Below are 24,972 nucleotides of genomic sequence, written 5' to 3'. Positions count from 1 at the left end.
AAAACCCGACAGTTTTAATCGCTGTCGGGTTTTTATTTTCACAGAGTTTGTCATTCTGAGGAACGAAGAATGACAAGATTGGGTTAAACAACCTTTATCAAAATTTAAAACTTTGAAAAACGTTGCTCGTGAAAATAATCAAATCAATCCTTTTTATCTTGTTGTTCTGTCTGAACAAAACTTCCATTAATTGAACGATCTTCAGCATTCATTCCGTTTGCCATTCCTAACATAAAGGCTGTAATTACAATTATAAATTTTCTTTTTATCCAATGAAAAAGCGGTCGCTTAGACTGCTGCAAGCGAGATTTTTTATTTTGTTTATACATTTTGAAAATGATAAATGATTAGACATTATTATTTCATCTGTGCTTAGAAATAAATTTTCTTAAGCTCTGTACAAACTTTTAGCGAAGTGTTTTGAAGTGATTATTTCATTTATAAAAACAGATTGATTTATAAATGAGCTTAGTTTTTGATGAAGCAAATTTTGCAATTTCAGCAATTTCTTAATTTGAAAAGTAAAGACATTTTCAACTTTTAAAAAATTTAAAACAATTGAAAATCTTGTTTTTTCAGAAGAAACAGCTTGTCCGAATTTATAAAACCGAGAATTTGCAAAATCTAATTCGCTTCTTAAAACAACAAATGACGATTGATAATAATCTGCCGACTTTGATTGAGAATCTAAAGCCCCATCACTCGAAATCATGGCAAAAACCAGAAAGAGTGAGATAAGATATTTTAGATGTTTATTCAATCGATTTGTGTATAATTATTGTTTTTCAAGCTGAACGAAAGTACAAAATAAAATAAAACCTACAATTTTCCAAACTCTTTTTGTTTAGTATCTCCTCTTTCGGTTTCCTTTCTACAAAGCAACAATCCCAATCCTACAACAAAAACTACACAACTCAACAACATATAAATTCCGTTTTTTAAAATAAAAAAAGAAAAACCTATCGATACAGCGCCAACAATAACCATCGTAGCAATTATGGTATATGTTTTCAAAAAATTCAAGGCATGAATGGCCAAACCAATAAAAAGTAAAGACGGACCAACTATAATAAACGGATATAAAATTGAAGGCGCATTACTTATTTGATTACTTAATGCTTCTTTAGCAACTTCATTATTACCAAAACTCCACATTATAAAATCGATTGTACAAAGCCCGATATGCGCAATAACTCCTAAAGCTGCGATAATCGAAGCAACAATATTTAATTTGTTTTTAGGAAATACATCATTAAAAGATAATAACAACCAAGCACCAATTAAATTAAACCAATGCGCAAAATCGATTGGTACTTGAAAGTCAGGTAAAACTTTTGAAAAGAATAGATAACTGATCAGGAAAAATAATAATCCGAGAAGGCAAAGCTGTTTTGTTGTCATAATTATTTTTTTTAAATTGATGAAACAAAACTAATATCGAGATCTTTCTTAACAGCCTGTTTTATTGACTTTGGTACAAAACTATCGGTTTTAGGTACGGAATTATAATGCCAATAAAGTTTCTTTATAATTCTTAGAAACAGGAAGTTCTATTTGGGTTAGAATAATTGTATTTTGATTTCTCCAGGACTTAAAATGCACAGGATTTATTAAATGTGAACGATGTATCTGCATTAAAAAATCAAAATCTTCCTGAACTTTTTTAAGCGAAGAACGTATCAATTTTGAAACAAGTTTACCATTTTCGATATAAAAAATCTCAACATAATTTTGAGCATTTGAAACACAAACCAAATCTTCTTTTTTAATTTTTAAAACATCTAATCTATTTTCACCTCTAAAAGTTATAACATCTTCTGGTAAAGGAATTAGTTTAATTAAATATCTTCTTGCCAGAATAATTACGGGAGTTAAAATTAAAGCGACTTTGATAAAGATTATAGAAAAGAATTCTGAAAAATTATATCCACCTTTTAAAATTGAGCTTTTGTAAAAAGTGTAAACTCCAATGAAATAAATCAAATAAAACAAAAGAATACTTGCAATTTCTAAACTGATATTCCATCTTGATATTCTTTTATAAAGATTTCTTTGAAGAATAGTCAAAAGACAATAACATAAAAAAGCCATCACACTAAAACCAAAACTGATTAAAAACCAAGCTCTAAAATTGATAGTTCCATCGTCGAAAGGTTTTATAATGAATGCAAAAACAAAAAGCCATAAAGCGATAAGCAAACCTACTATCAGATTGTGTTTTATGGATATATTGAGTTGTTTCATTTTTTCTTAAAGGGATTATTACTCTACAATATTAAACTTTAATTCAACTTATTTCAAGCAAGATTCATCAGTTTTCCAATTATTTTCAAGATCAACAATTACCAAAAAATATAAAAGAAGTAAATTACCACAAACCAATTTTTAAAACGAAGATTTTACATACTATTTAAAAAATAAATTTAGATCACTAGTTTTTTTTGTAAGTATTTATTTAAAAATAATTTGTATTTTTATCACAGTCGTATCCGAAAAACTTATAGAGTAGGAAAATCCAAAAAATAAATTACCTATGAAAAATTTACAAAATTTATCAAACTTACAAAAATTATCAAAAGAAGAATTGAAATCAATCAACGGTGGAGCTGTAAAATGCGTACCATATCCGATATGTGCCGGTAACGAAGTTTCTTATATTGGAAGAAACATCTGCGGTTGGTATTTATACAAAACAGCATCAGATAGTATCTGTATGGAATATTTAGTATGATAATGACATAATCATTAATTCATTAAAACTGCTACCACAAAATAGCAGTTTTTTTATGTCCACTCTTTTTATCACCGGAAAGCTACTTATAAATCGTAAACTTATTATGACTCAAAGTAAAACCGAGGCTTTCGTATTTTGCGACATTTTCTACACGTTTTTTATTTGTTGTAACTTCAATGCTTTTTAAATTATTAAGATCTGCAAAATCTTCAATTTCATTTATCAGCAAACGACCAATGCCTTGACCACGATACTTTTCATGAATAAAAAATTCCTGAATTTCACCTACCAATCCGCAATGGTGAAGGAGGTTTTGTGTATGAAAACTAATAAAGCCTAAACCTTCAATTTCATTCTCCGCTATTAAATATACATTTTTAGGATTTGAAATGTTTTCATTGAAAATTGCTTCAAAAACTTTAAAATCCAAAACTTCATTTTCGAGTTCGCATATTGCTTTGTAAACAAATTTTAAATCTTGCTTCTCAACTTTTCTAATTTCTACTTTTGAATTCATCGCTTTATTGTTTCATATATATCTTAAATTAATTTAACTTTTTAGACATATTTATCCACCCATTCCATTTACAGCTCTCATCATAAAATTCTTTTTCTTGCTTCCCGGCTTTGACAACATAATGATCTGATGTAGTACAGCTTCCATATTTTATAAGTTCTAATTCACATTCCATCTTTATTATTGCATCTAATTGTTCTTTACTTAGCTCTTTAGATTGTCCTTTACTCTCAGCGTAATATACTTTTCCTTTTTTAGTGATAATCAAACTCTCTTTTGTCGAGTGAAAACAGCCAATACTTTCAAAATAAAATTCTACTTTTTCATTTTCTTCCAAATTCCTAACAAATGATTTACTTATTAAATCTTTATAATTAGAATAATCCGGGTATATAGAAATATTATAAACCTTATTATCTTTTACTTCGATTGTTTTCTGTAAAGTCTGATTAACTAAGTTTTCATACACGAACTTATATATTCCTTTTGTCAAACTGTCCAAAGTAATTTCTTTTCTAATATATGGTTTTTCAAACGAGCTAAATTTTTTAAAAATTTTTCCATCTTTATATACCTGAATGCCATAAATCTTAGAAAGATCTTGATTTAACTTATTTTCAAATTCAATTCTTAATCTTATTGATGCAGGAACTTCTTTACAGCTTACTGCAAGAAGTAAAACGATTAAGAATAACACTGCTGCTTTAAATTTCATAATAATCACAATATTTAATCTACAAATACTCATTCAACTCAAGACGCTCAAATTTAACCTTGTATTTCTGAACGTAATTATTCCATTCTTGTTTATGATTTTCATTATTATAAATTGCGGCTGCATAATCGACAACTTCTTTACTAAAATGACTTCCGAAAACAGCATCAAGATTCTCAATTCCCGAATCTATTACCCGTTTTAAGATCGATAATTTATCTTTTCCGTTCTCTTTACAAACCTTATCGAGCCATAATCCTTTGCCAATTTTTACATATTCTTCAAGTAAACTATCGGTAATAAATTCAGAGGGAACGTCATTGATGTCGGGTTCATGTTTACCATTTTTAAATGTCGTTAAAATCAATTCTTCAGAATAAAACTCACTCGGAATAATCGAAATCAATGTCCCGCTTTGAGATGCTTTTAGACAAAGTTCTTTTGTTATAAATTCATGCGGTATTTTCTGAATAGCAAATCCATCTTTAGTTACCAGTTTTTCGCAAAGTTCGGGCGTAATAAATTCCTGAGAAACAAATGGCAATGCGTGAAATGTAATATCTAAAGCTAGCTCGCATAATGCCTTGGTTTTATACTCAGCGGGAACCAATTTTAAATCGCGATAATTAGACAATACTCTCTTTTGCCAATATTCATAATTTTTCGCTGGCGGACTGTTTCGTTTTAAAACCAATTTACCATTTTCTAACTCACGTTTTAATTCTTCAAAAGTTTCTATTAATGGATTATCGAGAAGTTTGCGCAATTCTGCCGAAATAATCTCTTCATCGGTATCATCGTCGTATTCGCAATCATTTTTTGGGCCGAAATCATTTGCTCTGTCATTATAATAAAACAAATTATTTTTTCGATCTGCAAAAACTGTATTATGATCTTCGACTATAAAAACGGGCGCTTCAATAACGCCGGAGCATTTAAAATTTCCGTGATTATACGAATTCATTACCACTTCTTTTGCCTTTAGATTTCCTATTATTTCTACATAAGAACCGCCTAATAATAAACTCTGGCAATCGACATTACCGTTTATAAAAATATAAGGTCCGTAATCGCCTTCGGCATTTATAATGGTTCCGGATGTAGAGAAATTTCCATTTATTAAAATTCCTTCAATTCTTATTTCATCGATTTCTTTTACTGAAAAATTTAATAGTTTCGAAAGCCATTTTTTCTCTTTATCTTCATAAAGATCCAGATAGAAGTTGCCTTTTAAATTAACATCTTCGTTTGCAACAAGAAAGAAATCCTGATCGTCCCATTCGTCAAAATAATCAAATCCTTCATGATCGATTAGAAATGGAAATTGCGATTTTACTTCTTTTATTGTGATTAGTTTAAAGTTTGAATTCTGCATTTTTATTTTTTTATTGAACTGAATTTGTATTTGCGAGGAACGAAGCAATCGTATCGTGTATATAACATTAGTTTCTTTTGTTAGTGAGATTGCTTCGTTCCTCGCGAGGACGTTGTTAATGATTTAAAGATTCAACTCCATTATTGGCATATATCGATCTTTAATCGAGGTTTCTATTTGACCAATTTTTACAAATCCGAATTTACTATAAAAACTCTCCGCATTTGGTTCTGAATTCAGCACTACTTTTTGAATACTTAAGCTCTTTACACGCATAAAAAAATCATTCATTAATATTTTCCCGAATCCTTTTCCGATAAAATCAGGCAAAACAAACAAATTATCGAGTTCTATACTATTTTCACTTTCGTGAAAGTATGAATAATAGCCAACAATTTGGTCGTCAAAAACTAAATTGTAAACTGGATTCGTCTCGATATATTCTTCTGAAACCGTCAAAAATGCAGACCAAATTTCTATTTGTTCATTAGAATATCCCCAATATGCTTTTGACTTTTTGGTTATTTGGGTTAAGATTTCATGATCGCCTGGAATTGCTTTTTGTATGGTCATAACCTTTGGTTGTTTCTTTGATACAACAATATTACAAAATCTTGTCATTGACAGAAATGATAAAAAATGATGCAAATAAGAATATTCTCTTCGAAATCAAAATAGTCAGAAAAATTGTATTTTTACAATCACGGAAACAATTTACAAAATGTATCTCACAAACGAGAGCTTGTTTTCTACCAAAACCAAAAATGTAAAAGAATTTTAAATATCTTTGAACTATGAGCACAGTAAAACCAAAACACATAGGCCGAAACATAAGCCGAATTAGAGGGCATAGAGACATGAAATAAGAAAGCACTTGCTATTGCAATTGGTGTAAGTCAACAAACTATTTCTAGCATTGAAGGAAGCGAAAGTGTTGACGATGAAAAACTAAAAGCAATTGATGAAGCTTTGGGAGTTCCTGCTGAAGTTATAAAGAATTTTTCTGAAGAAGCTGTTTTTAATATTATTGGAAATACTTATCATAACGATTCTTCTTCTATAAAAAATAATAATTGCACTTTTAATCCACTTGATAAACTTATTGAAGCTTTTGAAGAGAATAAAAAGCTTTACGAAAGATTGGTTGAAGCTGAAAAAGAAAAAGTGGCTTTTTTAGTAAAATATGATAAACGTGTTTTTTGAAATTAGACTTCCGCCCTTACAGGGCTTAAAAATTACAATCGTTTTTCGCTCATAGCGCTTCACACTATGCTATTGCTAAGGCTCTTTCAGAGCAACAGATTTTAAACACTCATGATTCCCCGATCCGGAGGAGCACGCCCAAACAAGACAAAAGTTTTTTTTACAATTTGTAATTTTTATTGTACAAAAATAGTTGCAGACACAAAAAAAGGTTTTAGATTTGAGCCTAAACCAATACCACTATTTTCGACCTATGAACCTATATAAGAAAAACTTATACTTTGTATGCATTTCATTATTTATAGCCGTGAGTTACATTTTGTATGGTTATTTTTTTAGAAATTCTATTACGCAACCTGATTTACCTGTTAAATATTTAGCTTACAAAAGTGTACAAGATACTGTAAAATCTGCGCATTATGAGATTGTAAAATTAGGAGACAATTCTCTTAATCTGAATACAACTTACTTTTCTCCAATAACAGAAACTGTTGTTTTTGAATCGGGAAAAGAAGGTTTTGGTAATGATAACGATGAGTTTAAATTGTATTATAAATTTGACAACAAAGGAAAACTGATTGACAGTTTAAAAACGCGCAGATATGATTCGTATAAAATTCATGAATCTTATATACTCTCAAAAGAAGATTATATCTCGTGGATTATTGACAATGATACTATTCGCCATAATTATATCGAACTTAACCCAAAAGCCGACTGGACTTTTGAACGTACGGAGGAAGAGTATAATAAATTAAGCAAAAAAGCCAGTTCGGTTTATTGTTTTAAGGCTCAAAAACATAATTACAATAGCTATGATGTAGGCCAATATTTTGACAAAGCCATTTTTTTGATAGACAAAAAATGGTATGCATTGTATGGGGAAAGTTTGTTTAAAGAAACTGTTTCTGACCCCATAGCAAAAACACTTTCTCCTGTTTACACTCACAAGCTAAGCAAGCTTGGTAATGATATATGGAAAGTAAATGCCTTTTATGATATTGTAGTGAAAAATGACACCTTAAAAATAAAAACTGAAGTATGGAGTGATCGGGTAGATTTGGTTTATGAGAGCCACCCAATAAATCCAGCTTTTTTTATCTTAAAATACTCTCCTTACTTTATTATCAGACCAATAAATTAAAGCAATATGAAAACAAAACAGCCGATGATGAAAAGTTTTTCTTGCGCCATAATAATTACGTTACTTTTTTTTATCGTTTTTAGCACTCAAGGAAATGATTCTTTCAATCAAACAATGGGTATATTGATAGGTATTCCAATTACTTTTATTTGTACAATGCTCTATTGTTTAACAATCATGTTTTTTGAACGCGTGGAGGTTATTGCACCTAGTTTCCTTTATCGTTTTGCCGTTCCTTTTTCGTTTTGCTGTGTAGCTTCGATCGTGATTTGCAACATAAATGATATACCGGTGGTCGATAGTTTTCAGCAGTTTTCGTTTCTGGAATATTGGCAGGAAATCAGCATTCCTGTCTTGGTATTGTTTACGATTAATATGATAATTGCCGGAATATTGTCTATCGAATAAAATGAAAACAAATAAGAAAACTTTAATAAACCTATTTTGTTCTACTTCTTCAAAAATTAGTAATTTTGAAATTCGAAGTTCAAAACTTACATTATTATGAAATATCATCAAATAAACAGCGCTCTTTTTGTAAAAAATCGCAAAAAATTCACGGCAGAAATGAAACCTAATTCGGTTGCCGTTTTCAATTCAAATGACATTTACCCGGTTAGTGCTGATAGTACTTTGCCGTTTGCTCAACACAGGGATATTTTTTATCTAAGCGGTGTTGATCAGGAAGAAAGTATTTTGCTTTTGTTTCCGGATGCGCCTTATGAGAACCAAAAAGAGATTCTTTTTTTGAAAGAAACCAACGATCATATCGCGGTTTGGGAAGGTGAAAAATTAAGTAAAGAACGCGCTTTTCAGGTGTCGGGAATCAGAACGGTTTATTGGTTGCAGGATTTTCATAAAGTTTTGAACGAAATGATGACGTATGCAGATACGATGTACATTAATACAAACGAACATTACCGCGCATCGGTTGAAACTGAAACTCGCGAAGCTCGCTTTATAAAATGGTGGAAAGAGCATTATCCTGCACATAATGTAGCGAAAAGCAACCCTATTTTGCAGCGCATTCGTTCTGTAAAAGAAAGCGAAGAAATCGATTTGATCCAAAAAGCTTGTGATATTACTGAGAAAGGTTTCCGTAGATTATTGCCGTTTGTAAAACCAAATGTTACTGAATATGAAATCGAGGCCGAATTAATTCACGAATTTGTTCGTAACCGTTCTAAAGGTTTTGCTTATACGCCAATTATTGCTTCGGGAAATAATGCGAATGTTTTGCACTATATCGAGAACAATCAGCAATGTAAAGCAGGAGATTTGATTTTATTGGATGTTGCTGCCGAATATGCCAATTATTCAAGCGATATGACAAGAACAATTCCGGTTTCAGGAAAATACTCTGAGAGACAAAAAGCAGTTTATAACGCTGTTTTGAATGTGAAAAACGAAGCTACACAAATGTTGACTCCAGGAACGCTTTGGAAACAATATCATATTGAAGTGGGTAAAATCATGACATCAGAATTGCTTGGTTTAGGATTAATTGATAAAGCTGATGTTCAGAACGAAAATCCGGAATGGCCAGCTTACAAAAAATATTTTATGCACGGAACTTCTCACCACATGGGACTTGACACGCACGATTACGGATTGCTTCACGAACCTATGAAAACTAATATGGTTTTTACGGTTGAACCTGGAATTTATATCCCGGCAGAAGGTTTCGGGATTCGTCTAGAAGATAACGTTGTGGTTCAGGAAAAAGGAGCACCTTTTAACCTAATGCGCAATATTCCGATCGAGGTTGATGAAATCGAAAGTTTGATGAATTCTTAAATCATGATAAAAAACAAAGCCCTTAATAAATATTAAGGGCTTTGCTTTTATATAATAAATCGATATTTATCCGATTTTTGAAATCTGAACATCCAATTGAAATTTGCCGTCAGCTTCATTTCCGTTGATTAGTTCAAAAAGCTCTAAAGCTCTTCTTGCATTTTTCTCTTCTTCTCTTTGCTCAGCTACATACCACATCATAAAATCTTCTGTAGCGTAATCATTCTCAGCTCTACATTTTGCAATTACTTTATTAATTGCCTGAGTAACTGCAATTTCGTTTTGCAAAGCAATTTCAAATACTTCTCTAAAAGAAGCAAATTCCTGCTGCACTTCCGGAACAGATGGCGTAACCGCAATCCCTCCCATATCTGTAATATATTTGAAAATTTTTAGAAAATGCTCTCTTTCTTCTTCGGCTTGCTTGTACAAATAAGATGCTGTATTTGCAAAACCATTTCTATCTAACCATGCAGCCATAGCTAGATATTTATTAGAAGCGTCACTTTCTATTTTTGCCTGTAAGTTCAATATATTTTCTATTCCTTCAACTAATGAAGTACTTGTTCTTAGTAAATCTTTCATAATCTTTGTTTTTATCTATGTAAAATTACAAAAATTATAGAAGGCAGCTCTAAATGCCTTAAAATTTGGATTTAATCTAAGTAAGAATCTAAATAAGTTCTACATTGACAGTATTGCAAAGCAAAGAATGTAGAGTGAGGGTAAATTTTGTTCCGTTTAATAAATCTCTTAACTGAACTATTTCGCAGATGGTAAGATTTCTGGAAAAATTTCTTTTAGTAGTTTCAATCAACTGTGCATCTGACTGATCAGATAAGTCATAAAGCATATTGAGAATGTCAACGCTATTAACCTTTCTTTGAAAAATCAAAAAATCATGAATTTTATAACTTGACACCGTATCAACAAAATTGATGATTACACTATTGGTCAAATCACATTGATAACTGTATCCTTTTTCGGTTTCAAATAATACTTTCGTGGTCAAATCACTAACTAATGCCATTCTGATAAAATATAATAACGATGCAAAAATATAGAATTTAAAGCAATAAAAAACATAATTAAGACTAATTTAAAATAACAAAATCGTTTAATGTTCTTAAAAACAGTTTAAGTGACCGTATTTTTTTGAACCATGTAAGTAATGTAAGTTCATTTAAATAATAATCTTTATGTTTTTTTTAAAACTCACATAAGCTTATATGCTTTGAATATTTATCATAAAAGTGAACCGAATAACTTTTTTTTTAAACTAAAATGAACTTACATTACTTACATGGTTTAAACATTTAGCGTAAAGTTGAACGCGATAACTACTATTTTTAACTCAAATGAAGTTATATAACTCATATAGTTTAGGCTTTCTTATCTTTGTACTTTAAACTTAATTCATCATTTTGAAAACTCTATTATATAAAAATACCAGGATTTCTTATTCTGATTCAGGTCAGGGAACTGCAATTGTTTTGCTTCACGGCTTTCTTGAAAACAAAAAAATGTGGGACGATTATGTTGCACTTTTCTCTGAAAAATATCAGGTTATTACTATCGACTTATTAGGTCATGGTGAGTCTGATTCGTTGGGATATGTTCATTCTATGGAGGAGAATGCAAATGTTGTGCAGGAAATTTTAAAACATTTGAAAATTGAAAAAGCCACAATTGTGGGCCACTCTATGGGAGGTTATGTTGGTTTGGCTCTCGCCGAATTATTCCCAAAGAACATCAATAAATTGGTTCTGCTCAATTCTACATCAAAAGCAGACAGTCACGAAAAAAAAATAAACCGAAATCGTGCTATAAAAGCAGTAAAACAAAATTATGTAAACTTTGTAAGTTTGGCGATTGGTAATTTATTCAACGAAAACAACCGAACACGACTGGCTGACGAAATAGAAAAAGCAAAAGTTGAAGCTTTAAAAACTCCGTTACAAGGAATTGTAGCTTCGCTCGAAGGAATGAAAATTCGAAAAGACAGAGCATCACTTTTACAAAAGAATTTATTTCCGGTTTTACTGATTTTGGGCAAAAAAGATCCGGTTTTAAACTACGAAGAAAGTATTACTCAAATCGAAAATACAAACGCAAAATTGGTTTCTTTTGAAGATGGCCACATGAGCCAGATTGAAAATAAAGAAGAATTGAAAACTACTTTATTGGATTTTTTCGAATAAATTAATCCACTTTATAAAACCAAAAAAGGCTGCTCAAAAATTCTGAGCAGCCTTTTTCTCATTATTAGGGGCAAACTTATAATTTTGATATAATGTCTTTTTTAAATTTAGACAAAGTTGCTCTTGTTAATCCAAGATTCGCTTTTGTTGAGTCAACCGCTAAATAAATAAAATACTTACCATCTTCAGAAACATCTATAATATGTATTTGATCTGTAAGTGTTATTAAGATATCATTGATTTTTTGATCTAATCCCAAAGCTTTAATAGCATTTAACTTTGCTTTTACCACTTCTAAATTATAAGCAGATGCTAATTCCGGGTCAAAATTAGGATTTAAAGAAAGTGAAGAGTAAGACATTCCTGTTTCAACTTCGGTTACTGAAACAGCAATAAATCCGTTGATATTTTCTTTTAAATCGTTTTGGAAATTCTGTAAAAAATCTGACATGTTTTAATTGTATTTAAATTAATTATTGAAAACGGTATCCATTTTGCGCAGCAAAAGTCCCATTTTACTTATATCTTTAGAAAGCAGCGCAACACAGTTATCGTATTCGTCTTTGTTGGCCACCACAATACCTTTTTTGTTCTTAATCATGACTTGTTTAAGATCTCCGTTATTTACATCTTCAGACATTTCTAAACACATCTTCAGTATCATTCCTATCATTGCTGCTACATTGCCGTCATACTCTAAATTAACCGATTCAAGCAAAATGCCATCGATGTTAAAAGTTAATCCTGACTCGGCTCCGGTTTCTTCTACGAGTGTGTTTAAATCAATCATATCGTTGTTATATCATTTTTTAAGAAAAGCCAAAGATATTTTAATAAACAGAATTGTCCGATAAACACTTGTTAAAAAAAAGACACACGTAACCATTTGAAACACTTTTATTTATACGATAGTGTTTCTTTATTTTTAAAATAAACTTTTTAAAAAACGCTAACAAAAAAAGCAGATTTATCTAAAAATATATCAATCTGTTTGAGATATCTTAAATATTATTTTAACATTTACAAGAAATTACTTTTACATCAAGTTTTTCATAAATTTGCAAAAAAAATTATGGAAACAAAGACTGTTGACGAACTACGTTTTGACTTAAATGTAAAATTGATGAAATTTAGAAGATTTCGTTTTGAAAACGGAAGCATAAACAATCCTAATTTGGAAGAACGCGCAAAAAAAGGTTTTTTTAAAAAGATTTTTAGCTAAAAGCCCCCTACAAAAGCTCCAAATCTACCAAATAACCTTTCTCTACAAGTTCTGTATTATTCCTGATGTAATGCGTTTTACCCTCTTTGATCAAAACGAACTGAGTTGAAACTTTGATTACATTTCTATAATTGTGATCTGTAATCACAATTCCCTTTTTCTCTGAATTTGCCTCGATCATTTCATTGACAACATCTACCATCAAAGGAGACAATCCATTATAAGGCTCATCTAACAAAACGAATTTTGAAGGATTCGAAAGAACAATTTTAATTTCTAAATACCGCAATTCCCCACTTGACAATTGACTTATTTGTTTACCTAAAATGGGCACAATAAATGGATCATTGTTAAAAAAACTAATTTTTTGTTTACCGATTGATAATGACACTGCCTTTTTTACAGAAAAATGATTAGGAATAAATTGTTCCTGCGACAAATAACTAATCTCATTGAACACATTGTTATCATTATTTTTTGAAACAGAATCGATACGGATACATTTATTTGGAGCCTGTATTAATCCGAAGATTATTTTCAACAAAGTAGATTTCCCCGAACCATTTCGTCCTAACAAACCAATGATTTGTGAGGTTTCACATTTGAGATAAACATCTGAAAGAATCACTCTTTCGTTGTATTTTTTTTGAATCCCGTCAACTTCTAAAATATGCTTTTTCAAAATATTTTCTTTATTAAAAACACAATGAGACCTATTAAAATTGCAGCAACAAAAGTCATCACATAACTAGAAAGCAAAAGCCATAGTTTTGAAATTCCGTTATTCGAATAAAATAAATAATCATTTTTTTTACACAGCTCTTTAAAACCAATACTCATCAAAAATCCAAAACTCAGAAACATTATAAAAAAATAATCAAAACCGCCCAGCAAAACAGCAATAGCGCAAACAGTTAAGTTAATCACTAAAGTGGTTTTAAAAAATTCGAAAATGTTGTTTAGCTTTCTGATGCTTTACATTATTTTTTCCTCAAAAGGAATATTAATATTAAAAATTTCGGTGAGCAAGATGACGATTTCCTCCAAATAATTTCTCAAAATCTCATTTGAAACTACCATATCCAATTCTTTCTCTTCTTTAAAACCAAAAGGAAGAAATCCTGATTTTAGATTTTTAAACGAAATAATCCCAACCTCGATTGGCACACCGGCAGCTTCGTTCTCGAACATAAACGCATAAGCCAAAACCTGAATGATTTTATCGTTTTTAAGCTCTTGTGTCAATCCGTTCCATGACTTTAGTATCACATTGTTTTTTTCTACTTTACCGGTCTTATAATCGATAATCCTTATTTTTCCGTTACGCAGTTCAATTCTATCGACATTTCCCTTAATTAAAACTGGAAAAGGCAAATTTGGATGATTTAATCTGCGAGCGTATGTTTGTTCTAAAGCTATAATTTTAACTGCATCTCCATTTTTAATAGCTTCTAATTCCATTCGTAGGAAGTTAGAAACGTTTCTCTTTGCAACTTCAAAAGCCAGAAGATTTCGTCCTTTTTTAATCTCACCTTCTTTATAAACTACTTTAAATTGTCGTAAAACTTCATCGTCTAACAATTTATAACAATTTTCTATATCAGCTTCCGCAATGAATCTGCCAACAAAAGGATCATATAATGCTTTTAACGTTTCATGAATTATTGTTCCCAGTGTGTTTAACGCTATATTTTCTTCAACCTCCTCTACCTCCCTAATACGAAGTACTTTTTGAAAATAAAACTCAATCGGATTTCGAATATAACTAGTCAATGCCGATGGTGAAAAACCAGCAGTTGCAATTTCTTTTAAACGTTCCATAACCGCATCAGATTTTGGAACTACCATAGGCTGATAGGCTGATGTTGGCAAAACAGGATTGTAAATATCAAATGTTAGATTATGCTTAGACTGTTTCTCTACCTCAAGCTGCGTTATAAAACGGCTTCGTTCTCCGGCATCCAAACCGTCATTTTCGGTATTATAAATCAGATAAATATTTTTTGCCCTTTGCAACAAGTGATAGAAGTGATAGGTATAAATAGCATCTTTTTCTTTAAAAGTCGGCAAACCCAATTCTCTTTTAACATCGTACGGAATAAATGAATTCTGAGATTTTCCGGCGGGAAACTTTCCTTCATTCATAGACGTAACAATCACGGTATCAAAATCAAGAACACGGCTTTCCAAAACCCCCATGATTTGTAATCCATGCAAAGGCTCACCTTCAAATGAAACTTCGGCCACATCAATAATTTGTTTATAAATAGCGTGCAAAGTATCAATATTATCAATATGGTGATGTTGCGAATAATAATTAATCAATTTATTAATGACTTTAAAAACAGCAAAAACAAATGCTTTTGCAATCTTTTCTTCTTCATTGTCATTGCTAAAATTCTCTTTGATTAATAGCAAAAGTGCCGATACATTTTCAAGAACTCCAATCGATCCGTTTTCCCATTTCTGAAACAACAATTGAAACAATTGCGACGGATAGGAATTAAGTTCAAGTATTCGGTTATGAGTAATAAACGTATAATTGTTTTCTTTGATGATTCGAACTAAATTGCCTGAATTTGCATAAGGCTCCACTAAAGGATGGGTCAAAATATCAAGTACATCTTTATAATAAAACACATAACTTTCGCCTTTTCTGGAAAGTGCATTGGTATGCATTTTAAATAATTTTGCAATCAATATCTGAGAGGGATTATTCTTCCCGGAATATCCCATTGTAATATTCAAACTTCCAACAGAAGAAGGTAATGAATACAAAACAGGCATTAATAAATTTTCCTCACCAAGTACAATAGCCACTTTATCGAGCGATGTTGCAGGGTTTTCATTAATTATATTTTCGACAATACTTCCGGCTAATTTGGCCTGCCCTATTGTTTTTGGAGTTCCTATTACCTGAATATTTTTAGACTGAGAAAAATCATCTACAATCCATTCAAAAATATTTGTTTTATAATGTTTCCAATTTTCTTTAAAACGACGAACAAAAAGTCCGGCATCATGATACGGATCATTAAGAAAAGTTTGATCTACATCCCAATAAATTTTAGCCTGATCTAATGCCAATAAATGCTGTACAATTTTTTCTTCAGAAGCATTTAAAGCATTAAAACCTGCGAAAATAAAATTTCTGTTTGCAATAGTATTCGAAAAGTGATTTAGATTATTTACTGCTTCCTTATAAATCAAACCTTGGTAACCTAGTGATTTATTCAGTAAATGATGGTAAAGTGAATCATAGTACAAAGGCAGAAGTTTCCAAAAATCGATATAATTTTCTAAAAGTCTGGTTTTATTTTCGACTTCAATTCCCCATTTTTTGATATCTTCTATATCTTTCAAATACGACAAAACATGAACCGGATCTAATAAGTAGCGATCGATTTCATTAAAATCCTGCAAAAGCGTTTTAGCCCAATTGGCAAATAACTCGAATGATTGCTGATTTTGTTTTTCTGTTACAGAAAGATAAACTTCATAAAACTCAAACAAAAGCTCAATTGAATCTATAGATCGTATTGAAGCTACATCTTGCACAAAGTCTTCAATACTAATAATCTCCGGAGAAAGAATAGTATTTTTCGTTTCATTTTTTAAAGCTTCAATCAAGAAAACCTTTGCTCTTTTATTTGGCAAAACAATAGTAGTTTCAGTAAGCTTATCAGAATAATCCTGAATTATAACAGTTGCTATTTTTCCGAGAAAAGAAGTATTTATCATTGTATAAAAATAAAAAAAGCCATTCAATTAAGAATGGCTTTTAGTATTTATTTAGAAAGTAAATTAGATTTTACCTTGGTATTTAGAACCAATGTGTCTAATTTCTGTTCTTCTGTTTTGTGCTTTACCTGCAGCAGTTTTGTTACTTGCAACTGGTTGAGACTCTCCAAAACCTTTAGAAACTAAGTTATCAACATTTACTCCTCTTTCGATCAAAGCGTTCATAACAGCAGTAGCTCTTTCTTCAGAAAGTTTTTGGTTCAATTTGTCAGAACCATCGCTATCTGTGTGACCTTCAATAGAGAATTTCGCGTTTGGATAGTTTTTAAGGATTTCTTTAATAGCATCTAATCTAGCTGGAGTTTCTTTGTCACCAGTTTTGAAAGTAGCTTTTCCTGAGTTAAAGTAGATAGCTCTTGCTTGAACTTTAAGATCTTCTAAAGCTTCAGTAGTAACTTCAGGACAACCTCTGTTAGAAGCAGGACCTGCAACTGTAGGACAATCATCATCTTTATCTAAAACACCATCTTTATCAGCGTCTAAGAAAGGACAACCACCATTTTCTTTAGGACCAGCAACTGTAGGACATTTGTCATCTTTATCAGCAATTCCGTCTCCGTCAGTATCAGGACAACCTTTTAAAGCAGCTAAACCAGCAACATCTGGACAAGCATCATCTTTATCAGCAACTCCGTCTCCGTCTCTATCAGGACATCCGTTTAATGCAGCTAAACCAAATTCAGTTGGACAAGCATCACTAGCGTCAACGATTCCGTCTCCGTCAGTATCAGGACATCCGTTGAATTGTTTTAAACCAGCAACGTCTGGACAAGCATCATCTTTATCGTAGATTCCGTCTCCGTCAGTATCTTTACCTCCGAATTTGAAAACTAAACCAGCAGTGTGTTGAAAGTGAGATGGAGCATCTGGAGTTCCAGAAGCATCTTCTCTATCACCGCTAACTGACCATTTGTATCTTGTAGCAAGCTCAAGACCAATTGCATCTGTAAACCAGAAAGTTACTCCAGCACCTGGATTAACTGTTCCGTAGCTACTATCACCTAAGAAAGTATAACCTCCACCAACAGATAACGAAGGATCAACTACTTTAGATTTGATTAATTCCTGGAAGCTATATTTAATAGTAGCATCAATTCCGTAGTACATTAAATCACCAGGATTAGTCACAACATTACCTCTTGAATCATGTCCTGGAGCAGATGGATTGAAAGTAACGTATTTATCAATTTTGTTTACAGATCCTTGTAAACCAACAGAGAAACCACTACCTACATATCTAGACACACCAATGTAAGATAGAGAAGGAAGAATATTCCAGTTGTCTTTTACAGCGAATGGCTGAGAAAAGTGTTGATCAAAGAAACCACTTCCTGCACCAGAACTGGTTCTAGTGTCAACGGCATTAACTCCAAAAGAGATAGCCCATGGATTGTTACTGTCTTGTGCGTGAGAACTTAAACCCATCACCATCATCACAGCAACTAAAAGTTTGTTAAGATGTTTCATACTTAATTTTTTTTAATTACAATTTAGTTAATTACAAGCAAAAGTAACACCAAATTTTTTAAATACAAAATGAAATGTTAAAAAAAACCTACAAAAATTTCCGTATGTGGAAATTATATAACTTTTAACATTTTTCCGACAACTGTAAAGGCTGCTATAGCTCTATCTAAGTGGTCTTTAGTATGTGCAGCAGATAATTGAACCCTAATTCTGGCTTTTTCCTTAGGCACAACCGGAAAGAAGAATCCTATTACATAAATACCTTCTTTCAAAAGTTCATTGGCCATCATTTGTGATAGTTTTGCATCATATAACATCACAGGAACTATTGCAGAATCTCCATCAATGATATCAAAACCGGCTTTTTTCATTCCATCTTTAAAGTAGTTTGTATTCCACTCTAATTTATCACGTAAAGAAGTATCTTTTTCTAACAGTTCAAAAACTTTTATAGAAGCACCAACAATAGCAGGCGCTAATGAGTTCGAAAATAAATACGGACGCGAACGCTGACGCAATAATTCGATTATTTCTTTTTTAGCAGTTGTATAACCTCCCATTGCTCCACCAAGTGCTTTTCCAAGAGTCCCGGTTATAATATCAACTCTTCCCATAACACCTTTTGCTTCAAGTGTACCTTTACCAGTTGCACCGATAAATCCTGCCGCGTGACATTCATCTACCATAACCATCGCATCGTACTTATCTGCCAGGTCACAAATTTTATCTAAAGGCGCCACTAGACCATCCATAGAGAAAACTCCATCAGTAACTATTAATTTAAAACGAGCTCCAGCTTCATTAGCTTTAATCAACTGCTGTTCTAAATCTTCCATATTGCTATTTTCATAACGGTAACGTGCTGCTTTACACAAACGAACTCCATCAATAATAGAAGCGTGATTCAAACTATCCGAAATAATTGCATCGTTTTCTCCTAACAATGGTTCAAAAACACCACCATTAGCATCAAAAGCTGCTGCGTAAAGAATAGTGTCTTCTGTACCATAAAAATCAGCAATCTTTTTTTCTAATGTTTTATGAATATCCTGAGTTCCGCAAATAAAACGTACTGACGACATTCCGAAACCATGAGTATCCATAGCGTCCTTTGCAGCCTGCACTACTTCAGGATGCGACGAAAGTCCCAAATAATTGTTGGCACAAAAATTCAACACCTTTTCTCCTGTCGAAATAGTAATTTCTGCATCCTGAGCAGAAGTTATAATTCGTTCCTTTTTAAAAATTCCGTTTTCTTCAATAGTCTGCAACTCACTTTGCAAATGTTCTTTTATTTTACCGTACATTTCTATTTATTTAAAACGTTAAAAATTAACAACTTAAACCTATTAAGACTCAAATTTCTCTTTAACATCTGATTAATTTCTTCACAAATTTACTACATCGATTCCTGTTCCTATATACACCAAAGCCTTTTTTAACACTTTGTATCCTAAATCTTCAATAGCATCCTGATATTCTTGAATTTGCTGTGTGTATTTTGAGTTTATTACTCCTGTCTTATAATCTAAAAGATAAGCTTCTTTATTTGGAGTTAAAACAATTCTATCCGGCTTTAATATCCTGCCTTCTTTCTGAACGATTGTTTGCTCATTTAAAATAGTATAATTTCCATCAAAACAAATAGCTAATTCAGGATGATTTACAATTTCGCGAAGCGATTTCAAAACCATATCGACCTGATCAATTGTAATCAAACCATTTTCGATCGCTTTCGCAATGGCCAAATCCACATCTGACTTATCTTTAACAAAAGCTAAAATCTCGTGAACTATATTTCCGTACGCTATCGCTTCTTGCTGATGCGTTCCCCACATTAAGGATTCTCGTTGTGCTATTTTGATGTTTTTAGGATTTAAAACATCTAAAACCACAGGAATCGTTTTCACCAAATCGATTAATTCTGTCGCTTTTGAAAGCCTGGTTTTACTTCCAAATTCATATTCTAATTTATCAGAATCGTAATCCCCTTTATTAATTAAATATTTAATAAAAAAAGAGGCCATATTACTAGGAAACTCACCATCTTTTCTTTCTTTTAAAGACTGAGAAATAACATACAAATGTTCTTCTGCACGAGTCAGTGCCACGTACAAAACATTAATATTATCGAGCAATTCTTCTTGCTTCTTTAAATTAAAAACATTCGAAGCACTTTCACCAAAACCTTCAACAGCACTGCTATTATCAATTAAAGCTTTCGGAACATCCAAATCAACATCTTCAGTATCGAGCCATAATTTATCTTTTGGCTTTCGATTATAATCTTCTTCGGCAAAAGGCATAATTACCACAGGAAACTCTAAACCTTTCGATTTATGAATGGTCATGATTCTAACTGCATTAATCCCTTCCGGGGAAGGAATACTAAATCTTCCCGCATTTTTATCCCAATATCCAAGAAAATCTGCGATTCCGGCTTGATTTCTAATATCTCTTTCTAAAACGATATCCAGAAAAAATTGTACGTAAGCATTTCCTTCTGCGAGAGGCACAAATTTCGAAATGATAATTTCTACTGCTTCATAAAGTGACTTTTTTCTAATATTTTCAAAAGATAAAGCAACATCAAAACTCAGAAGCCATTTTTCAAAATCAACTTCTAATTTATGCGCCATTCCCTGAGCAATAAAGTCATGAATAGGCATTTGAATTTCTTTGTTCGAAGCCAAAAAATGCAGAAAATTAGCTTTTGACTCAAGATCAGCACTATTGTGCAGATATTTTAGCAAATGAACAATTAATCGAACTTCTGTCGCATTTTGAATCATCAAGGTTTCTGAAGACAAAAGCGGAATATTTTGTTCTGTCAAATAATTGGCAATCGCAATTCCCTGATCTCTTTTTCGAGTCAGAATAACGATATCATTATATTCAAAACCTTCAAGAACTACTTTTTGAATCGTGTTTAATGTTGCTAAAACATATAAATCCGATTTTTCAACTACATCTTCTTCATCTGCAAAATCCGACTTTTCGATTATTGGAAGAAAAGAAATATTGACATAACCTCCTTTTTTTGAATTTGAGTTTTGAAAACTATGATTTTCGTATAAATTTTTATAGTCTTCATTTGAAAATTCAGTCGAAATCAATTTAAAAAAGGAATTATTAAAATCGATTACTTCACTATAACTTCTATAATTGGTATCTAAATGTTTTATTACTTTTTCAGGATTATTAAAAGGATTCAGGCCTTTACTCAACTCTATAAATTGTTCTGCTTTACCACCTCGCCAGCGATAAATAGATTGTTTGGGATCTCCCACAATCATCAAAGTTCCTTTATTACCTAAATCATCTAATCCTGAAAGCGAATTATCGATTAGCGGAATCAGATTTTGCCATTGCATCTCTGAGGTATCCTGAAATTCATCAATAAAAAAATGACGATAGCGTTCGCCTATACGTTCATATATAAATGGCGCGGGCTGATTCTGAATTTCACGATGAATGATCGCATTAAATTCAGAAATAGACAGAATATTTTGTTCGGCCTGAATTTTCGCCAACTCATTACTAACGGTATTTAAAAGAGAAAGCGGTGTTATATTTTTTAGAAATGCTTTATAAAAATCTCTTTTTTCAAAATTCTTATAAATTTTTTCCAGAATCTGAAGCAGCTCCGGAATAATATTTTCGATTAACGCTTTGTCTTTGGCCGTTTTATTAATCCCGATATCATCAAATTCATGAAACGTTTTATTTCGCGGATTAAATTTTCCATCCCGAATACTTTCTAAATGATTCGGAAAAGTTCCGCGGGAAAATGATTTTAAATCAATTCCGTTTTTATCGATCAAAGCAAGAGCTTCTGTAGCAAAAACTTCATTTGCAGATTCCAGATCTTTACAAAGAGCCAGCATTTTCTTTTTTATAACTACAAACTCTTCAATAGATTTATCCTGAAAATGAGAAATTTCATTTCTATTATTTTCATTCAAGACCAATCTTCCTGTATCTAAAATTTCACGCGATATATCCCAACTCTTATCGTCGTCGGTTTTTTCCATCGTAAAATCGATCAGCAATTTGGTCAGTGTTTCGTCCTGTCCGGCTTGCGCAATAATAGCATCAACCGCTTCTGTCAATAAATTTTCAGTATCTAAAGTAACCTCAAAAGTCATGGGCAAATTCAAGTCATGAGCAAAAGCACGAATTACCTTGTGCGTAAACTTATCGATTGTAGAAATATCAAAGGCAGCATAGTTATGAATAAGATGCTTGATGATATTTTGCGATTTTGTTTTGATTTTAATAACAGAAAGTCCCGTGTCCCGAGACAAGTTTTCCATTAAATCCAATGCTTTTCCAGAAGGTTCTTCTTTTGTAAATTCAGACAAACTTCCCACAATACGGCTTTTCATTTCATGAACCGCTTTATTGGTAAAAGTTATGGCAAGGATATTTCGATAAGCATCATTTTTAGGAGAAGAAAGAATAATTTTAAGATATTCTTTCACCAAAGTATAGGTCTTTCCTGAACCTGCAGAGGCATCATAAAGGGAAAAGGACGGACTTTGCATAACTTTAGTTTTATAATGTAAAAATAGCACAATAAATATTAAACCCCAATAATGGAAATTCTAAATTCAAATATATAGGTGGATCAAATACTAAATCCAAATAATGAAAAATTCCAAATTCCAACGTCTGACGTATTTATCACACAGTTATTGGAATTTGGAATTTTGAATTATTGGATTTTAAAAATTTATGCAGTTTTAGGAAAGGCTCTTTTATTAAAAAATAACAAAATCCCAACACCTGTAGAAATCGCCATATCGGCAAAATTAAAAATAGCATTAAAAAAAGAAACCTCTTCGCCTCCCCAAACAGGGAACCAAGCTGGCAAAGTACCTCTCCAAAGAGGGAAATAAAACATATCTACTACCAAACCATGAAACCATGTTCCGTAAGGTTCCGGCGAGAATAGTGTTGCCAGATTACCGTGACTGTCATCAAAAATAATCCCGTAAAAAACAGAATCAATAATATTTCCGGCAGCTCCCGCAAAAATTAAGGCAATTGCAACGATCAAATAATTGGAATGACGTTTCTTAATTGAATCAGACAACCAATATGCAATCCCAAATACAGCAAAGATTCTAAAAACAGTCAAAATCAACTTTCCGTATTGTCCCGGTATTTTTGTTCCCCAGGCCATTCCTTCATTTTCTATAAAATGAATTCTAAACCAATCAAAAACGACAACTTCTTCACCTAAAACAAAGTTTGTTTTTACGTATATTTTTGAAAGCTGATCAACAATTAAAACTAAGAATATAAGGAAATACGCTTTTGGTAATGACATTTTATTAAATTTTGATGGGGCAAAAGTAACAATTTAATCAAAAAAAACGCTCCCAATGGAGCGTTAATTCTTTTCTGCCACAAACTAAGGCATGTCAGATAATTTATTTATTCTTATATAAGGTCTATTTTTTAGTATTTGGCTGGACTGGTGCCTTTGGAGTCTTTGGCGTATCGGCAAAAAATTCAGAAATAGACTTAAGCAGGCCTTTACCCTCTTTTCCAGCGGTTGCCTTTTTGGCTTCAGCCTTTTTTACATCAGCTTTAAATTTAATTCGAATTTTTTCAAATTCCTTCATTCTGTGCTCTACGTCAGAGTTTACATCTTTGAATTTCAATACTTTAGCCATTGTGTAAGTTTTTTATGTTAAATAAATAAAATTATTAATGATTTGCTATTACAATGATACATAATTTAATTTATATTTGTTAGTAAAAATTAACACTTGTTTAGATCAATAAGCAATATTCCTCACCAATAGCCATCAAAATAAATTAATTTTAACAGTTTTCCTAAATCCTACAAATATGACTGAAATAACATCTACCCTAAACGACTTTCTGGTTACCACAAAATCTTCTGCTGCATTAATAATAAACGGAAAAGGAAAATTAATCACATCATTACACATCGATTATGCAGATAGTGTTGCGGCAATGAGTGCTGCAATCTTATCAATGAGCGAAAAATTCTTAATTGATTTAGATAAAGGTGTATTAAAACAACTATTTCTAAAAACTTCAGAAGGCGTTGTAATTGGAAATAAAATAAGCGGCACAAACTTTATAATTGCATTTTCGAAAGACGGAAGTAATCTGGGTTTATTAATGCGCTCAACTGATGAAGTCGCCACAGAATTAAGTAAGAATTCCCTATTAAAATAACATAAATCTATTAACCCAAAAACAACCCTAAACTATGAGTAACGACTTTTTAAACGTTTTTTTAAATGAAATGAAAACTAACGTAAACGGCTTTATAGCGGTAGCTGTAACCGAAATTGAATCAGGATTAAGCTTTGGAAACCTAACAATTGACCCAGCGTTCGATCCTGAACTTGCAGCAGCCTATAATCTTGAAGTTGTAAAAGCCAAATTAAGCGCAGTAAAAGCCTTAAATTTAAACCAGGATATCGAAGATATTTTGATCACACTTTCGAATCAAATTCACATTATCGATATTTCTCCAAACAAAAAATTCATGATCTATCTTGCGGCAGATTCAACTAAAGCAAATTTAGGAATGACAAGAGCTGTATTAAAAAAACACAAATTAGAATTAGAGAAAAACTTAGCTTAGTTTTTATTTTTATTTTTTAATTAGAACTATCTCTAATCAGGATAGTTCTAATTAAAAAAAACTTTTCGTTGCCCAAATCGCATACTTTCCACTTCTTACAAAAAATTGAATTATAATTTTAGCACTTCTTTTTTAATTATAATCAAATTCTTTCAAAAGGTT

Annotated in this window: 26 protein-coding genes and 1 pseudogene; 9 read left to right on the top strand and 18 right to left on the bottom strand. The window is 31.7% G+C overall.

The window, feature by feature from the left end; translation table 11 throughout:
- Window positions 1–143 precede the first annotated feature (143 nt).
- The 3 genes from GIY83_RS21505 to GIY83_RS21495 form a co-directional block, all read right to left on the bottom strand.
- Complete coding sequence (locus tag GIY83_RS21505) at window positions 144–329, bottom strand: hypothetical protein (protein WP_194617370.1); 186 nt, start codon at window positions 327–329, stop codon at window positions 144–146.
- 490 nt (window positions 330–819) lie between these two features.
- Window positions 820–1,401 carry a hypothetical protein gene (locus GIY83_RS21500; protein ID WP_208683389.1) on the bottom strand — a complete coding sequence of 194 codons (582 nt, stop codon included), beginning with the start codon at window positions 1,399–1,401 and terminating at the stop codon, window positions 820–822.
- Window positions 1,402–1,503: 102 nt separating this feature from the next.
- Complete coding sequence (locus GIY83_RS21495; protein WP_194617368.1) at window positions 1,504–2,244, bottom strand: LytTR family DNA-binding domain-containing protein; 741 nt, start codon at window positions 2,242–2,244, stop codon at window positions 1,504–1,506.
- Window positions 2,245–2,533: 289 nt separating this feature from the next.
- Between GIY83_RS21495 and GIY83_RS21490 the strand changes: the two genes are divergently transcribed.
- Window positions 2,534–2,731: a hypothetical protein gene (locus tag GIY83_RS21490; protein WP_208683387.1), complete on the top strand. Its 198-nt coding sequence runs from the start codon at window positions 2,534–2,536 to the stop codon at window positions 2,729–2,731.
- Window positions 2,732–2,813: 82 nt separating this feature from the next.
- On the opposite strand, the gene GIY83_RS21485 is transcribed toward GIY83_RS21490, so the two are convergent.
- The 4 genes from GIY83_RS21485 to GIY83_RS21470 all read right to left on the bottom strand — a co-directional run bounded on the left by GIY83_RS21485 (window position 2,814) and on the right by GIY83_RS21470 (window position 5,914).
- Window positions 2,814–3,251 (bottom strand): GNAT family N-acetyltransferase, encoded by a 438-nt coding sequence (locus tag GIY83_RS21485; protein ID WP_194617366.1) that lies wholly within the window; start codon window positions 3,249–3,251, stop codon window positions 2,814–2,816.
- A gap of 28 nt (window positions 3,252–3,279) precedes the next feature.
- Window positions 3,280–3,966, bottom strand: coding sequence for a hypothetical protein (locus tag GIY83_RS21480; protein WP_194617365.1), 687 nt, complete (start codon window positions 3,964–3,966; stop codon window positions 3,280–3,282).
- 19 nt (window positions 3,967–3,985) lie between these two features.
- Window positions 3,986–5,341 (bottom strand): polymer-forming cytoskeletal protein, encoded by a 1,356-nt coding sequence (locus GIY83_RS21475; RefSeq protein ID WP_208683385.1) that lies wholly within the window; start codon window positions 5,339–5,341, stop codon window positions 3,986–3,988.
- A gap of 123 nt (window positions 5,342–5,464) precedes the next feature.
- Window positions 5,465–5,914, bottom strand: coding sequence for a GNAT family N-acetyltransferase (locus tag GIY83_RS21470; protein ID WP_194617363.1), 450 nt, complete (start codon window positions 5,912–5,914; stop codon window positions 5,465–5,467).
- A gap of 221 nt (window positions 5,915–6,135) precedes the next feature.
- On the opposite strand from GIY83_RS21470, the pseudogene GIY83_RS21465 reads away from it, so the two are divergent.
- The 4 genes and pseudogenes from GIY83_RS21465 to GIY83_RS21450 all read left to right on the top strand — a co-directional run bounded on the left by GIY83_RS21465 (window position 6,136) and on the right by GIY83_RS21450 (window position 9,485).
- A pseudogene (locus GIY83_RS21465) lies at window positions 6,136–6,544 on the top strand (helix-turn-helix domain-containing protein).
- A 253-nt stretch (window positions 6,545–6,797) separates the two neighbouring features.
- Window positions 6,798–7,688, top strand: a complete 891-nt coding sequence (locus GIY83_RS21460) for a hypothetical protein (RefSeq protein WP_194617362.1) — start codon at window positions 6,798–6,800, stop codon at window positions 7,686–7,688.
- 6 nt (window positions 7,689–7,694) lie between these two features.
- Window positions 7,695–8,096 (top strand): hypothetical protein, encoded by a 402-nt coding sequence (locus GIY83_RS21455; protein WP_194617361.1) that lies wholly within the window; start codon window positions 7,695–7,697, stop codon window positions 8,094–8,096.
- A 96-nt stretch (window positions 8,097–8,192) separates the two neighbouring features.
- Window positions 8,193–9,485 (top strand): aminopeptidase P family protein, encoded by a 1,293-nt coding sequence (locus GIY83_RS21450; RefSeq protein ID WP_208683384.1) that lies wholly within the window; start codon window positions 8,193–8,195, stop codon window positions 9,483–9,485.
- 66 nt (window positions 9,486–9,551) lie between these two features.
- On the opposite strand, the gene GIY83_RS21445 is transcribed toward GIY83_RS21450, so the two are convergent.
- Window positions 9,552–10,070 (bottom strand): ferritin, encoded by a 519-nt coding sequence (locus tag GIY83_RS21445; protein ID WP_194617359.1) that lies wholly within the window; start codon window positions 10,068–10,070, stop codon window positions 9,552–9,554.
- Window positions 10,071–10,158: 88 nt separating this feature from the next.
- On the bottom strand, window positions 10,159–10,515 hold the full coding sequence (locus GIY83_RS21440; protein ID WP_194617358.1) for a hypothetical protein: 357 nt from the start codon (window positions 10,513–10,515) through the stop codon (window positions 10,159–10,161).
- A 394-nt stretch (window positions 10,516–10,909) separates the two neighbouring features.
- On the opposite strand from GIY83_RS21440, the gene GIY83_RS21435 reads away from it, so the two are divergent.
- Window positions 10,910–11,686 carry an alpha/beta fold hydrolase gene (locus tag GIY83_RS21435; protein ID WP_194617357.1) on the top strand — a complete coding sequence of 259 codons (777 nt, stop codon included), beginning with the start codon at window positions 10,910–10,912 and terminating at the stop codon, window positions 11,684–11,686.
- Between the two features lie 76 nt (window positions 11,687–11,762).
- Here GIY83_RS21435 and GIY83_RS21430 read toward each other — a convergent pair whose 3' ends face one another.
- Window positions 11,763–12,137 (bottom strand): hypothetical protein, encoded by a 375-nt coding sequence (locus tag GIY83_RS21430; protein ID WP_194617356.1) that lies wholly within the window; start codon window positions 12,135–12,137, stop codon window positions 11,763–11,765.
- 18 nt (window positions 12,138–12,155) lie between these two features.
- Window positions 12,156–12,476, bottom strand: coding sequence for a roadblock/LC7 domain-containing protein (locus tag GIY83_RS21425; protein ID WP_194617355.1), 321 nt, complete (start codon window positions 12,474–12,476; stop codon window positions 12,156–12,158).
- A 282-nt stretch (window positions 12,477–12,758) separates the two neighbouring features.
- On the opposite strand from GIY83_RS21425, the gene GIY83_RS21420 reads away from it, so the two are divergent.
- Window positions 12,759–12,908, top strand: a complete 150-nt coding sequence (locus GIY83_RS21420) for a hypothetical protein (protein ID WP_194617354.1) — start codon at window positions 12,759–12,761, stop codon at window positions 12,906–12,908.
- Window positions 12,909–12,915: 7 nt separating this feature from the next.
- Here GIY83_RS21420 and GIY83_RS21415 read toward each other — a convergent pair whose 3' ends face one another.
- The 7 genes from GIY83_RS21415 to GIY83_RS21385 all read right to left on the bottom strand — a co-directional run bounded on the left by GIY83_RS21415 (window position 12,916) and on the right by GIY83_RS21385 (window position 23,860).
- On the bottom strand, window positions 12,916–13,590 hold the full coding sequence (locus GIY83_RS21415) for an ATP-binding cassette domain-containing protein (RefSeq protein WP_208683382.1): 675 nt from the start codon (window positions 13,588–13,590) through the stop codon (window positions 12,916–12,918).
- 293 nt (window positions 13,591–13,883) lie between these two features.
- The gene (locus GIY83_RS21410; protein WP_208683380.1) at window positions 13,884–16,649 is read right to left on the bottom strand and encodes a PD-(D/E)XK nuclease family protein; all 2,766 of its coding nucleotides are present in this window, start codon (window positions 16,647–16,649) and stop codon (window positions 13,884–13,886) included.
- A gap of 63 nt (window positions 16,650–16,712) precedes the next feature.
- Window positions 16,713–18,176, bottom strand: coding sequence for an OmpA family protein (locus tag GIY83_RS21405; RefSeq protein ID WP_194617351.1), 1,464 nt, complete (start codon window positions 18,174–18,176; stop codon window positions 16,713–16,715).
- A 113-nt stretch (window positions 18,177–18,289) separates the two neighbouring features.
- Complete coding sequence (kbl, locus tag GIY83_RS21400) at window positions 18,290–19,483, bottom strand: glycine C-acetyltransferase (RefSeq protein ID WP_208683378.1); 1,194 nt, start codon at window positions 19,481–19,483, stop codon at window positions 18,290–18,292.
- A gap of 81 nt (window positions 19,484–19,564) precedes the next feature.
- Complete coding sequence (locus GIY83_RS21395) at window positions 19,565–22,723, bottom strand: exodeoxyribonuclease V subunit beta (protein ID WP_208683376.1); 3,159 nt, start codon at window positions 22,721–22,723, stop codon at window positions 19,565–19,567.
- Between the two features lie 188 nt (window positions 22,724–22,911).
- The gene (locus GIY83_RS21390) at window positions 22,912–23,511 is read right to left on the bottom strand and encodes a lipoprotein signal peptidase (protein ID WP_208683375.1); all 600 of its coding nucleotides are present in this window, start codon (window positions 23,509–23,511) and stop codon (window positions 22,912–22,914) included.
- A gap of 124 nt (window positions 23,512–23,635) precedes the next feature.
- The gene (locus GIY83_RS21385; RefSeq protein ID WP_208683374.1) at window positions 23,636–23,860 is read right to left on the bottom strand and encodes a hypothetical protein; all 225 of its coding nucleotides are present in this window, start codon (window positions 23,858–23,860) and stop codon (window positions 23,636–23,638) included.
- Between the two features lie 178 nt (window positions 23,861–24,038).
- Here GIY83_RS21385 and GIY83_RS21380 point away from each other — a divergent pair, with 178 nt between their 5' ends.
- Both GIY83_RS21380 and GIY83_RS21375 read left to right on the top strand, forming a co-directional pair.
- Complete coding sequence (locus GIY83_RS21380) at window positions 24,039–24,395, top strand: roadblock/LC7 domain-containing protein (RefSeq protein WP_194617347.1); 357 nt, start codon at window positions 24,039–24,041, stop codon at window positions 24,393–24,395.
- Between the two features lie 34 nt (window positions 24,396–24,429).
- Window positions 24,430–24,810, top strand: coding sequence for a hypothetical protein (locus GIY83_RS21375; protein ID WP_194617346.1), 381 nt, complete (start codon window positions 24,430–24,432; stop codon window positions 24,808–24,810).
- Window positions 24,811–24,972: the final 162 nt, after the last annotated feature.

It is taken from the genome of Flavobacterium sp. SLB02 (assembly GCF_009664855.1).
Lineage (GTDB): Bacteria > Bacteroidota > Bacteroidia > Flavobacteriales > Flavobacteriaceae > Flavobacterium.
This window is presented reverse-complemented; position numbering and strand designations above follow the sequence as displayed.